The organism is Synechocystis sp. LEGE 06083 (assembly GCF_015207725.1).
In the GTDB taxonomy this organism is placed as follows: Bacteria; Cyanobacteriota; Cyanobacteriia; order Cyanobacteriales; family Microcystaceae; genus Synechocystis; species Synechocystis salina.
This window is the reverse complement of the sequence record NZ_JADEWJ010000092.1, coordinates 1-13,162: the sequence shown is the minus strand read 5'-3', so window position 1 is coordinate 13,162 and position 13,162 is coordinate 1. Positions and strand designations below refer to the sequence as shown.

Genomic DNA, 13,162 nt, shown 5'->3' with positions numbered 1-13,162 from the left:
GTCAGTGCCCCGGCCCCGGCTTCCGCACCGTCCACTCCCTCTGCCGATGCCGGATTGCCCGCTCCCCCTTCGGCCCGTAAATCAGAGTAAATGGGTCAGCGATAAAGCCAGAGGGGTTGACCACTGGTGGATAGCTCAAATTCGCACCACTTTAACGTTTCCTTCAAACCGAGGTTATCGGCCATGGTCTGTAGTTGACTGTCGCCACTGGTGAGTCTTTTGACGAAAGGTTTTGGGTCTTCAATGGTATCCAGTTCTGTTTTGTCTGGATCCAAGCCCGCCAAGGTCGCGGCCCATTGCCTGGCCTCTTCCTCTGTACCTAGGCGATCGACTAAACCCAATTCCAGGGCCTGGTGCCCGGTAAAAATTCGTCCATCGGCAAATTCTTTGACTTTTTCCACCGCCAAATTACGCCCCGCTGCCACCGTGGAGACAAATTGCGCATAGCTGTCGTCAATTAAAGCTTGCAAAATATTCTGTTCCTCCGGCAGCAATTCTCGGTCGAAGGACAAAATGTCTTTGTAGGGCCCCGATTTAATTACCTTAAAAGAAACCCCCACTTTTTCTAGCAATCTTTCCAGGTTATTGCCCCGTAAAATGACGCCAATACTACCGGTGATGGTACCAGCGTTGGCCATGATGTGGGGACAACCCATGGCGATATATACCCCCCCTGAGGCGGAAATATTACCAAAACTGGCCACAACCTTGATTTTTTCGCTTAATTGCTTTAATTTGGTGTAAATTTCCTGGGAATCCACTATTGTGCCCCCAGGGGAGTCGATGCGGACTAGTAGGGCGGGATATTTTTTTTCTTCCACCGTTTTGAGAGCCTTCAACACTGCTTTGCGGGTTCCACCGGCGATCGCCCCGGTTACTTCAATGCGGGCAATCTTTTTACGGGTGCTGGTTTTGAAGGGCCAAATCATAGATTTTAGTAACAAAAAGAGATGACAAAACAGTTAATCAACGGGCAACCATTCTAACAAACAAAGGCTGGGACAATGGAATTTACTGATGTACCTATGGTTAGGTCAGTATTTCTCCCCCCAATAACTTTTCATATCTCTGGGCTAATTTAGTTTTTAAATCGGGATACTGGGCTAGGGAAGGATCTTCGGCAATTAATTGTTCTGCTGCTTGTCTGGCTAGCAATAAAACATCCTGGTCTTCCACTAAACTAGCCAGGGCAAAATCCGGTAATCCCGACTGCTTGGTGCCTAAAAATTCCCCTGGTCCCCGCAGACGTAAATCCATTTCCGCAATGAAAAAACCATCCTGGGACTGTTCCATTACCCCTAATCTTTGCCGGGCATCAGCACTTTTGCTATTGGTCACCAATAAACAATGGGACTGGTGACTTCCCCTCCCTACTCGACCCCGTAATTGGTGTAGTTGGGAAAGCCCAAAACGTTCAGCGTTTTCAATTACCATGACGGTGGCATTGGGCACATCTACCCCTACTTCAATCACTGTGGTGGAAACAATAATTTCCGTTACTTTTTCTCGGAAAGCTTGCAATACAGCCTCTTTTTCTGTGCTTTTCAATCGACCATGTAAAAGGCCGATGTTAAAGTTGGGAAAAATTTTTTCACTTAAATGTTTATGCTCTTCCACCGCTGCTTTGATGTCTAACTTTTCCGATTGCTCGATCGCCGGAAAAATAATATAAACCTGACGACCCTGGGCTACCTCCCGTCGAATTAATTCGTACATTTGGGGGCGTTCTTTGGTGGTGATCACACTGGTGTGAATGGGCTGACGACCGGGGGGCAATTCATCAATTTGGCTCACTTCCAAATCCCCGTGGAGTGTTAAGGCAAGGGTGCGGGGAATGGGGGTGGCAGTCATGCTCAGTACGTGGGGAGCATTGCCTTTGGCCAATAGTTTAGCCCGTTGTTGCACTCCAAAGCGATGCTGCTCATCAATGACCACTAAGCCTAGACGTTGAAAATTAACTGGCTCTTGAATAAGGGCATGGGTCCCCACTAGCAAGGGTAATTGACCCGTGGCCAATTGGGCATGGATTTCCTTTCTTTTGGCAGTTTTGGTGGAACCAGTTAATAATTCCACCGGCAGGTAGAGCAAATTAAACCAACTCACCAATTTTTGATAATGCTGTTCCGCCAACACCTCCGTCGGTGCCATTAATGCCGCTTGGTAACCCCCTTGGAGAGCGGCTAAAATTGCAAAGACCCCCACCACGGTTTTGCCCGATCCCACATCTCCCTGGACAAGGCGATTCATGGGGCTAGATTGATTTAAATCCTCTAGAATTTCGTTGACTACCCGTTGTTGAGCTTGGGTTAAACGGAAGGGCAGTAAATCACTAAATCTTTCTAACAATTCACCGCTGGGGGTGAAAATAGCGCTTTTTTGTTGTTGTTTTTGCTCGTAACGTCTCTGTAGAAACCCTAACTGTAAATAGAAAAATTCATCAAACACTAATCGCCTTCTTGCTAAACTTAACTGCTCCCCATTGTCGGGAAAATGGATTTGGGTAATGGCAGTTTTTAAATCAATTAATTCATATTTTGCTCGGATGTCCTGGGGTAGAGGATCGGACAATTGGGCGATCGCGGGTTGACAAGCTAAAACCAATTTCCGTAAAAAATCCGCTGTTAGACCTTCGGTGAGGGGATAAACGGGTAACACCCGACCCACTTTAAAAGAGTCAATGCTAGGACTATGGCGATCGAGCACCTCAATTTCCGGATTATCCAGGGTCAGACCAAATTTATTGGCTTTGACCAAACCGGAAGCGGCCACAACGGCATGGGGGGGGTAAAGTTTTTTAAGGGTTTCCTGCCAAGCTCGATGGGCAAAACGTCTGCCAGCGTAGAAACGGGATAGTTTGATTCGCCCCGTCTGATCCCGCAATTGGATTTGCAGAATAGTTAAATTCTGATTTTTGGGACTGGTAAAACAAGTGCAATTTACCACCCGCCCCACAATGGTTACCGTTTCCCCCGCTGTTAATTCAGCAATGGTTACCTGTTGGGCATAGTCCAAATAATCCCTGGGGAAATAAAACAATAAGTCTTCTGCCGTGGCCAAACCCAGGCTGTTCAGCAATTTAGTTTGATGTTGGCTCTGGGAAAGTACGGTTGCTAAGGGGGTGTGGAGTTCAACCCGACTTGATTGAGAGCGACGGGACTCAGAAACCCGGGGACGATTGACCAGGGCTGGGGGAGCCGTTTTCCCGACCGCATCCACAGGGGGAGATTCCAAACTGCGGCGCAATTGATGCAAAAAACGACGAGTACTGGCCACTAAACTCTTTCTTTCCGCCTGCTCCAGTTGGTCGTACTGGGCAAACCTTTGGGCAAACTCTCGCCACTTTTGGCGATCAACCGGGGGAGTACCAGGGGGGGGAGGACTGCCAAAACTCAAACAAAGGAAGTCTCCAAAGCGGTGCTGTTTACCCTGCAAATTCTGAAAGCCCCGCTCCACTTCTACGGTCAAAGCCTTCTGTAAACGAGGCCAATCAACGGACACAGATACCTCAATCAAACAAAATTGCGCCAGTCAAAGACGGTTTTCCCCATCCTAACCCAGGTAGCCAGGGCAGACCCATTCTCGTTAGAATGCCACTGGAAGCCTAGCATTGGCAACATTTAGCCATTTATCCCAGGACTCCTCCTCAAACTGTGCCGCTGTTGGCCCCGATGGGAACCAGCAAGCAAAATTAAGTAATTATTAAAACCATTAATATGTCTCCAGTCCCCACGCCCGTTGCCACCGCCGAACAAGATCGCGATGTAGTGGTGATCGACGCAGTGGTGGAAGAAATTCGTCCTCCCCGTTTACCCAAAAGTCATCTGGAAGATTTGGGACCTGTGAGTGATATGTTCCCGGAAAGTTGGGAATATAACCCAGATTTGATCATGGAATTTTATCGTAAGCGGCCGTTGCAGGTGTTGGGTCGTTTAATTAATATTTTGTTTCCCCTACTCCAGTTTGTCCTGGGCATTTGGTGGGAAAAATTGAGGGGCAAAGACCCCACTGTTTCCAGAGCGAAGGCTATTCAACTGCGGGAATTATTAACTAACCTGGGCCCCACCTATATCAAAGTTGGTCAAGCCCTTTCCACCAGGCCTGATTTAGTACCACCAATTTTTTTGGATGAGTTGACAACGTTACAGGACCAATTACCTTCCTTTCCCAACGAAGTTGCCTATCGTTTTATTGAAGAAGAATTGGGGGCCCCCGCTGGGGAAATTTATGCAGAATTGTCCCCGGAGCCCATTGCCGCTGCCTCTTTGGGACAAGTGTATAAGGGTAAGTTAAAAACTGGAGAAGACGTAGCAGTAAAAGTACAAAGACCAGATTTAGTTAAGCGCATTACCCTGGATATTTACATCATGCGTTCCCTCTCCCTCTGGGCCAGGCGATCGGTGAAAAGATTGCGCTCTGATTTGGTGGCCATTACCGATGAATTGGCCAGTCGGGTATTCGAGGAAATGAACTACTTCCAAGAGGCGGTTAACGGAGAGAGATTCGCCCAACTCTATGGCAGTTTGCCGGAAATTTATGTGCCTAGCATCTATTGGCAGTACACCGGGCGACGGGTTTTGACCATGGAGTGGGTGGAAGGAATTAAGTTAACCAATATCAAGGCGATCCAAGCCCAGGGTATTGATGCCACCCATTTAGTGGAAGTGGGAGTCCAGTGCTCCCTGCGGCAATTGTTGGAACATGGTTTTTTCCACGCCGATCCCCACCCTGGCAATTTACTGGCCATGGCCGATGGGCGTTTAGCCTACCTGGATTTCGGCATGATGAGTACTATCCAGCCCTATCAACGCTATGGTTTGATCGAGGCTGTGGTCCATTTGGTCAATCGAGATTTCGACTCTTTAGCTAAAGATTATGTCAAACTAGATTTCCTTAAGCCAGATACGGATCTAAAGCCAATTATTCCAGCCCTTAGCCAGGTTTTTGGTAATGCATTGGGGGCTAGTGTGGCGGAGTTGAATTTTAAGAGCATCACCGATCAAATGTCGGCCATGATGTATGAATTTCCTTTTCGGGTGCCGGCCTATTATGCCTTAATTATTCGTTCCATGGTCACCCTAGAAGGTATTGCCATTGGCATTGATCCCAACTTTAAGGTGTTGAGCAAAGCCTATCCCTATATTGCTAAAAGATTGTTAACGGATCAATCAGAAGAACTACGTACTTCTCTGAAGGAATTACTGTTTAAAGAAGGCAGTTTTCGCTGGAATCGCTTGGAAAATTTATTGCGTAATGCCAAAAATTCCCCTGGATTTGATTTTGATTATGTGCTTAATGAAGCAACGGAATTTTTACTTTCAGACCGGGGACAATTCATTCGCGATCGCCTAGTGGCGGAATTAGTGAACAGCATTGATCTACTGGGGCGCAATACTTGGCAACAGGTCAGCCACAATATCCAGGAAAGGATTGGTTTTCTGGGCGAGCTAGGTAATGGCAACGGCAAGGCCCATCAGACCAAAACGATCAAAGTTGCTCTTCAACCCGCCATAGCTCAGCAGGAGGAAACTTGGCAACATCTGCAAAATCTTTGGCAAATTCTTAAAGATACCCCTGGTTTTGACCCCCTCAAGTTTGTGCCGGTATTGAGTGAGATTATTGTTAACCCCACTTCCCGTCGCATGGGGCAACAGGTGGCGGAAGGACTACTGCAAAGGGCGATCGCCAGGGTGATCCGGCAATGGGCCCTGGCCTTGGAAAGTCAGCCCGACCCAGCCATCAAAATCCGTAATGCGGCCTAGATGATGGTTACTATCGATTGCAGCCAAAATTTTGCTGGGGCAACATCAAGCCAGGGCCGGTCAATGCGACAATGGGAGGTTACGTCCCCAAATTGCCTTGGTAATGAGTCTGAATTGGATTAGTCGCGCCGATCGCCTACAAGCCTTACCCCCCTACGTTTTTGCCCGCCTCGATGAGTTAAAAGCTAAGGCCAGGGAACAGGGCCTGGATTTGATTGACTTGGGTATGGGTAACCCCGACGGCAAGGCCCCCGAACCAATTATTGAAGCGGCGATCGCCGAGTTGGGAAACGCTGAGTCCCACGGTTATCCCCCCTTTGAGGGCACCCAAAGTTTTCGCCAGAGCATTACCCGCTGGTACGCCCGCCAATATGGAGTAGATTTAGACCCCGATTCTGAGGCGTTACCGTTGATCGGCTCCAAAGAGGGTCTCGGGCATTTAGCATTGGCCTACGTTAACCCAGGGGATCTAGTACTAGTACCCACCCCATCCTATCCGGCCCATTTCCGAGGCCCCCTGATTGCCGGAGCGAAAATTTACCCCATTATGTTATCGGCCAAGGATAACTGGTTAATTCAACTCGATCAAATTCCTGAGGCGATCGCCCAACAAGCCAAAATTCTTTACTTTAACTATCCCAATAATCCCACCACCGCCACGGCTCCCAGGGAATTTTACGAAGCGGTGACCGACTGGGCCCGCCATTACGAAATTATGCTGGTCCATGACCTCTGCTATGCGGAATTGGCCTTCGACGGTTATCAGCCCACGAGCTTGCTAGAAATTCCCGGCGCCAAGGATTTTAGTGTGGAATTCCACACCCTTTCTAAAACCTATAATATGGCTGGTTGGCGGGTCGGTTTTGTGGTGGGCAACCAGGAAATTATCCAAGGTTTGAGAACCCTAAAAACCAACCTAGATTATGGTATTTTCCGAGTCGTACAAAAAGCGGCGGAAACGGCTCTGAGTTTACCGGAAAGTTACATTGAAGTGGTTAGAAAACGTTACCAAGAACGGCGGGATTTTGTCATCAATGGTTTAAGTAAACTGGGTTGGGCCATTACCCCCTCCCAAGCCACCATGTATCTTTGGGTTCCCTGTCCGGTGGGCATGAGTTCCACTGATTTTGCCCTTACCGTATTGGAAAAAACCGGCGTGGTGATGACCCCCGGCAATGCTTTTGGAGAAGGGGGAGAAGGCTACGTCCGCCTAAGTTTAATTGCCGACAGCGATCGCCTCGGGGAAGCTTTACAACGCATTGAACAGGCGGGTATTCGTTATAGTTGAGTCAATTAGTTAACGGTCAAATCCCCTGGGGAGCAAAGTAGATGGTTTTAGCCGCCGCCAAAGTACCAACCCTTTCCCTGGAATCCTTCTTGGCCCTGCCGGAAACCAAACCGGCCCAGGAATATTGCCGGGGCATTGTTACCCAGAAACCTATGCCTAAAGGTAAACACAGTGCCATCCAGTTTGAGCTAGCCGCCGCTATAAATGCCCAGGTAAAGCCAGACAAAATTGCCTATGCTTTGCCGGAACTTCGTTGTACCTTCGGCGATCGCTCCATTGTGCCGGACATTACCGTGATTCGTTGGCAAAACTTGCCTTTGGACAGTGGTGGTGAAATATCCGACCGATTTGATCGTGCCCCGGATTGGCTCATAGAAATTCTTTCCCCGGACCAGTCAGTCACCCTGGTGATGGAAAAAATTATTTTTTCTCTCAAAGCGGGCACAGAATTGGCGTGGTTAGTGGATCCTATGGCTCAATCCATTACGGTTTTCACGGCCAGACTACCCCAGGTGTATTTAGCTGAAACTGAAATTCAAGAATCCATAACCGTTTTTGCTGAGCTTGAAAATTGGTCCATTCCCGCCGCCGAGGTGTTTGATTAGTTAAAAATTTAGCATGGCCTAACTGCCTAAGTTTTAAAGCAATAATAGTGCTATCAATGTTGCATCGATTGATTAAATCATTTTTAATTACCATTTTTGTGCTTATATCTCTCGTTGGCTTTTCCGCCCAGGCGATCGCCGGAGAAGCAAATTTGTTATGGCAGGGAGATGGGGGTTACCAAGTTCGAGCCCATGTCATTTACCCAGATGAGTTTACGGACAAGTCGATAAAGATTGTACGAGCGACAGGTTTGCAAACACCGCAAAACTTGACAGAACTAACCGTGCAAATTGTTGATGATAAAGGTCAAATTCTGGCAAATTACAATAATGTCAATAATGGCCAAGTAAAGGGGAATGATTTTTTGCAATTCCGATTTGATCCCATTAATAAAGCCATTAAAGGCTGGCTTGACATTGGTGGAGCGGGAGCCAACGATTATTTTCTAAAGGGTCAACCGGACGCCAGTCTGGATCTTTTTCATCTGAATGAATATGGTAATGAGTTTAAAATTGACCATAACAATGGTGCAATGGACATTAGAGCTGGTTTTTAAGACAAATATCAAGAGGTAATACGAGAGACCATAATGGGAGTCAAGACACCATAAATTGTATTAATCTCCTACAGTCACAGTACCCATGTCATAAATACCAGTTTTATCGGCCGGAATCTCAAAACGAATGGTCCGGGGAGGATCACTGAACAATTGCAATTCATACTCCCCTGGCCCCAGCCCTGTCAGCGCAAATCGTCCCGCCCGGTTAGTGAACAACTCCAAGGGCGACCAACTGGGATCGGATAAAGACCTAACTTGCCCCACTTGAAGAGCAATGGGTTCCCCCGCTTTATCCACCAAAGTCCCCCGCAAAAACACGGTGGATTCCGTACCCACTGTGATTAAAGTGCCACTTTTATAGCTAGGCAACAAATTAAAGACGGCATTGCCCAAGTCATAGCCAAGGGGCATATTAGGAGCGTCCACCCGCATGGTGGTTAAAGTGTAAGAGCTTAGATCCGGCACTACCCCGGGCCCGACATAATTAGCTTCCGCCACAGGACCGTATAAGCCAGGATTGATTAATACTAGCTGATCTGCAAAATTGGGGTTACGGCTAAAAATGACGAAGCTATCCCGCACCGGTCGACTCCAGCCAAAACGTCCATCAGCATAAACCAAGGCCGTACCAAAATTTAAGTTAGTGCGATGACTGGATTGGTCATAGTTATGGTTAAGATTAATATCCCCCACAAAGCCTCGGTAAGTCAGCCCTAGGCCAGTGCCAAAATAGCCGGGATTGGGATTATTACTCAAATTAACGGTGGTGTTAACGCTGTTGTATTGGGCGGGACTACGGGATGTCCAAGTCAGGGTGCTGGCCTGTTCCCGTTGACTGCTTAGGTTACTACGGGCCGTGAGGGATTGGAACTGGGAGGTTTGCAAAAAGTTGAATAATACCTGAGTTTCTGTTTGTCCCGACTGGTCTAAGCGATTATTCAGGGTCAAATTAACTTGTAAACCCCTTCCCAAATTAGTGGTGAAACCGATCGCCGCTCGGTAGGCATTGGGCTGGCCGAAACTACCAAGCTGATAACCCAAACCGAGGTTAATGCCCAAACCATCGATTAGAGTTTGACTATAGTTGGCTCCAAAAGACCAGGAAATATCATTGGTGGCAGTGCCGAAAAAGTCCAATGGGTCCGGGGTAAAGCCGATGGGAAAACTACCAAAACGCTGAAAATAGGGGCCCAAATATTCCACTTCCAAACCAAAATTAGGTAATCGGGCTTGGTTCCCCCCCAGGGCCAAAAATTGATACCGTAGTCGGAAGGCATGGTCTAAACCGTTGCCATCATTCTCCAGGGCCGCATCCCAACCAAAGTTGCCCACGGAAGTGGCCAGGGTGCCTTCCATGCCAATCACCTGCTGGGAACCTGCCGCCTGTAGATAACCCCCCAGGGTGAGGGTAGAAGTAATACCCTGCCGGTAAAAGCCGCCAATAATGGGCCGGGAAGTGTCATAGTTACGCACTCCATTGGTGGTGTAGGCCGGGACCCCTACCCCCAAGCCAAATTGATTCAAGCCCACCTCCAACAGATCCGTCGCCAGGGGCGCTGAAAAGGATAGCTCCTCTACTCGCCCCGCACTGTCGGTAATTTTCACCGTCACATTATTGAGCCCCGTATTCAGCCCAAAATTACGAATATCTTGAGGCCCCGCCGGTAATTGCAGGGTTTGTCGCAAAAGTCCATTGACAAAAATTTCCACCCTGGCTGGACTTTCCAACAAAAATTCAAACTGCCCTGTGGGCCTGGTAGTCAAATAGGGCTGGAGGGAAAAATTGCGGAACATCGCAAATCCCACCATGGGCACAAAGGACTGATAACTACGGGCGGTGCTAAACAAATCACCCAAAACATAGCGGATGGCATTATCCGGATCATCCTTCACCAAACGAATATCGGAGCGAGTCCAGGGATTATTGCTCTGCTCAGCAAAACTAGCACTACCTTCGAGAACCCAGCCTTGATAATTAAGAGCCCCTTCTACGCCCAAATTCAGGGCTTGGCGGCCCAAATCACCGGTGCCATCCCAGGCATAGGGTTGGGTCCCAATTAAGTTGACAAAACCACTGAAGTTACTGGGACGTAGGGCTGTGGCGGCCCCTGGGGGAAGTTGTAAATTACCGGAGCCATAAACAATGGTTTTACGGAGATTGGGGGGAATAATAATCCTCAGTTCTAGCAACTGGTCATTAAAGGTGGCGTCGAGACCAACACTTTGCAGGGCCGCTAGGGTTAAATTGCCACTGTTGTCCACCAAATCAGCCAACCTTATTTGTATATCAGGTCTGGCATACTCTTCCATTTTCGACAACAAAGTAGAGGCAGTGATTTGTAGGCTACTGCTCCCTCCCAGGGAAACAAACACCACAATTTGTCCCTGTTGTAAATCGTTGATGAAAAACGGTGCCACCAACCGTTGTACCCCAGTGGGGCGGGGTCGACCGAATACCCGTTCGAATAAATCATCCTCATTGCCCAAATTGGCCGGTGTCGGCTCAGAAGGTGTGGCGGTCTGGTTATCTTCCTCTGTTTGTCCCGGCTCTGGAGGTGTGGTTTCCATCACCGGAGTTCCCTGCCCTAGGAATAAATCCACAGCAGAATCGGGAGGGGGAAAATCAGCACTAAAAGTTTCTGCCCTGGCGGACTGAGCTAGGACTAGCCCGACGACAGTGATCAGGCCGTTGCTCCAAATAATTGCTAGTACTGTCGAGTAGAATCGAAACACCATTGACCTAGATTAGGGCCTGTCAGCAAAGTCTAACAAACAGGTTTTCCATGGACGGCGATCGCCAAAATGTGAGGGGAATACTGCCCCAGTCACCTTTTAAAGCAAAGTTTTGGGCTAAGCACAACGTCAAATCCAGAGCCGCTTGGGAATAACCCTGCCGAAAAAATCTTGGGCTTCGATTAAAATTTTGTCAAGAAACAAAGCGGGTAGGGGGAATCGAACCCCCAACTAAAGCATGGGAGGCTTTCGTTTTACCACTAAACTATACCCGCGCAAGACCTCCACCATCTTAAAACATTAGGGAGCCCCCGCCTAGATGGAAAGCGGAAAATTCCATCATTGCGTCGCTGTAATGCAAGTAGTCGTTCCTCCACTATGACTTTAAATTCAAAAAGATTACTACCCAACCAAGATTTCCAACTTCATGTCACCGGATTTAGCCTCATTAAAAGACAAAAAAGCCTAAAATTGGAAATATTAGTCGAATTTTCGTTCAATTTTGGCTATATCTGGGACTAAAACTAAATATTGCTCGGCTTTAGGTAAAAATGGTTATTTATTGCAGAATTCGTGGAAGTTAGCTCAGTTTACACGAAAATTGATGCAGCCAGGACAGCATAATTTGCACTATGCTCATCATAATTTCTGCTTAATCTTTACTTTAGAAACTGAACTTAACTAACTATAAAAATGACAGTATCAGCCCCAATGGAGAACGTGCCAGGCAAAAGCCTGCAAAATTACATCGATGAAACTCCCCCCCGTCCCCTTAGTGCTATGCAATGGCGCATCTGGGCCGCCGCCGCCATGGGGAAGTTTTTTGAGGGCATAGTTGTTTTCACCACCGGAGTGGCTCTGCCCTTAATTGAAAAAGATTTTGGACTATCTTCAGACCTCAAAGGCTCGGTGGCCGCCGCCAGTCTCTTTGGCATTTTGATTGGAGCATCCCTATTTGGGAATCTAGCCGATCGCCTGGGTCGGAAGTTAGTTTTTGTTCTGGAAATGATGCTATTTTCCCTATTCATTGCCCTAACGGCCGTGGCGTGGAGCCCTGGAACACTAATTTTTTTCCTTTTTTGTGTAGGTATTTCCCTGGGGGCAGACTATCCCACAGCCCATCTAGTGATCTCAGAAGCTATTCCCAGTCGTTACCGAGGCCGCATGGTGCTATCGGCCTTCAGCTTCCAATCCCTTGGTTCCCTTGGCGGAGTGTTACTGGGGTTGGCAATTCTCGATATTGACCCCCAAATACAATCTTGGCATTGGATGTATGGAATTCTGGTCCTTCCAGGCATTTTGGTTACCTTGTTGCGTATGACCTTGCCCGAAAGTTCTCATTGGCTCATGGCCCGGGAGCGCTGGGGGGAAGCTAACCGTTCCGCCACTTTGTTACTCAAACGTCCGGTTAGAATCACTGCATTATCGCAATCAGAACAAAAAGTTGGGAAACAACGCCACAAAAATTTTCGGGATTTATTTTCACCCCGCTACTTCCGGGCCACAATTTTGACTGCGGTTCCCTGGTTTTTACAGGACCTTTCAACCTACGGTATTGGTATCTTCACTCCGACTATCCTCGCCACCCTATTTACCCAGAGCTCTCCAGATTTAATTACCCAGGATTTAAATGCGACGGCGGGAGCTAGTGTGATAGACATATTTTTGGTAGTTGGCTTTCTGGTTTCCATTCCCCTGGTGGACATTATGGGCCGAATTTCTTTACAGATTATTGGCTTTATTGGCTGTGCTGTGGGGTTGAGTATTGCCGCCCTCTCCACCAATGTGCCCCCCACCCATGAACTAAAAACATTACTGATCTTCGGTGGATTTATGATTTTCAACTTTATGAATAACCTAGGACCCAATGCCATGACCTACGTTTTAGCAGGGGAAGTTTTTCCTACGGAGATTCGAGGTGCTGGGGCGGGCTTTGCAGCGTCCTTTGCCAAGGTGGGGGCTGTCATTACAGCTTTTTTCTTCCCGGTTTTACAACAACAAATTGGCACCAATAACTTACTCTACTGCTTGGCTGTTGCGGCCATGCTAGGGGCATTAATTACCTTTATTTTTCGTATTGAAACCAACGGCAAAACTTTAGATGATGTGGGACAGGGACAGCGGAGCAATCTAGCTTAATGAGTGCCGGTTATTTTTTATAGATAATTTAACCAAAAATAGGATAATCAACACAATTCTTGTAAAAAATGTTTCCAG

8 protein-coding genes and 1 tRNA gene are annotated in these 13,162 nt (G+C 47.8%); 5 read left to right on the top strand and 4 right to left on the bottom strand.

What is annotated here, in order from left to right; translation table 11 throughout:
• Nucleotides 1–95: 95 nt before the first annotated feature.
• Entirely contained in the window at nucleotides 96–929 is an 834-nt protein-coding gene (gene sppA, locus IQ219_RS08980; protein ID WP_194072378.1) for a signal peptide peptidase SppA, read from the bottom strand.
• 100 nt (nucleotides 930–1,029) lie between these two features.
• Nucleotides 1,030–3,513: an ATP-dependent DNA helicase RecG gene (gene recG / locus IQ219_RS08975; protein WP_194072377.1), complete on the bottom strand. Its 2,484-nt coding sequence runs from the start codon at nucleotides 3,511–3,513 to the stop codon at nucleotides 1,030–1,032.
• A 200-nt stretch (nucleotides 3,514–3,713) separates the two neighbouring features.
• On the opposite strand from recG, the gene IQ219_RS08970 reads away from it, so the two are divergent.
• The 4 genes from IQ219_RS08970 (at nucleotide 3,714) to IQ219_RS08955 (ending at nucleotide 8,209) form a co-directional block, all read left to right on the top strand.
• Nucleotides 3,714–5,759: an AarF/ABC1/UbiB kinase family protein gene (locus tag IQ219_RS08970; RefSeq protein WP_194072376.1), complete on the top strand. Its 2,046-nt coding sequence runs from the start codon at nucleotides 3,714–3,716 to the stop codon at nucleotides 5,757–5,759.
• 103 nt (nucleotides 5,760–5,862) lie between these two features.
• A complete protein-coding gene (locus tag IQ219_RS08965; RefSeq protein WP_194020256.1) occupies nucleotides 5,863–7,047 on the top strand; it encodes an aspartate aminotransferase in 1,185 nt (394 codons plus the stop codon).
• A 41-nt stretch (nucleotides 7,048–7,088) separates the two neighbouring features.
• On the top strand, nucleotides 7,089–7,652 hold the full coding sequence (locus IQ219_RS08960) for a Uma2 family endonuclease (RefSeq protein WP_194072375.1): 564 nt from the start codon (nucleotides 7,089–7,091) through the stop codon (nucleotides 7,650–7,652).
• A gap of 98 nt (nucleotides 7,653–7,750) precedes the next feature.
• Nucleotides 7,751–8,209, top strand: a complete 459-nt coding sequence (locus IQ219_RS08955) for a hypothetical protein (protein WP_368667594.1) — start codon at nucleotides 7,751–7,753, stop codon at nucleotides 8,207–8,209.
• Nucleotides 8,210–8,269: 60 nt separating this feature from the next.
• Here the strand turns inward: IQ219_RS08955 and IQ219_RS08950 are convergent, their stop codons facing one another.
• Nucleotides 8,270–10,948: a fimbria/pilus outer membrane usher protein gene (locus IQ219_RS08950; RefSeq protein ID WP_194072373.1), complete on the bottom strand. Its 2,679-nt coding sequence runs from the start codon at nucleotides 10,946–10,948 to the stop codon at nucleotides 8,270–8,272.
• A 201-nt stretch (nucleotides 10,949–11,149) separates the two neighbouring features.
• Nucleotides 11,150–11,220: transfer RNA gene (locus IQ219_RS08945), tRNA-Gly, on the bottom strand.
• 418 nt (nucleotides 11,221–11,638) lie between these two features.
• Between IQ219_RS08945 and IQ219_RS08940 the strand changes: the two genes are divergently transcribed.
• A complete protein-coding gene (locus IQ219_RS08940) occupies nucleotides 11,639–13,084 on the top strand; it encodes an MFS transporter (protein WP_228016843.1) in 1,446 nt (481 codons plus the stop codon).
• Nucleotides 13,085–13,162: the final 78 nt, after the last annotated feature.

What these genes read in the sequence shown, in the direction of transcription:
- IQ219_RS08965 (WP_194020256.1), top strand. Translation starts at nt 5,863, where the DNA reads ATGAGTCTGAATTGGATTAGTCGCGCCGATCGCCTACAAGCCTTACCC.
- IQ219_RS08950 (WP_194072373.1), bottom strand. Translation starts at nt 10,948, where the DNA reads ATGGTGTTTCGATTCTACTCGACAGTACTAGCAATTATTTGGAGCAAC.
- IQ219_RS08940 (WP_228016843.1), top strand. Translation starts at nt 11,639, where the DNA reads ATGACAGTATCAGCCCCAATGGAGAACGTGCCAGGCAAAAGCCTGCAA.
- IQ219_RS08970 (WP_194072376.1), top strand. Translation starts at nt 3,714, where the DNA reads ATGTCTCCAGTCCCCACGCCCGTTGCCACCGCCGAACAAGATCGCGAT.
- IQ219_RS08960 (WP_194072375.1), top strand. Translation starts at nt 7,089, where the DNA reads ATGGTTTTAGCCGCCGCCAAAGTACCAACCCTTTCCCTGGAATCCTTC.
- sppA (WP_194072378.1), bottom strand. Translation starts at nt 929, where the DNA reads ATGATTTGGCCCTTCAAAACCAGCACCCGTAAAAAGATTGCCCGCATT.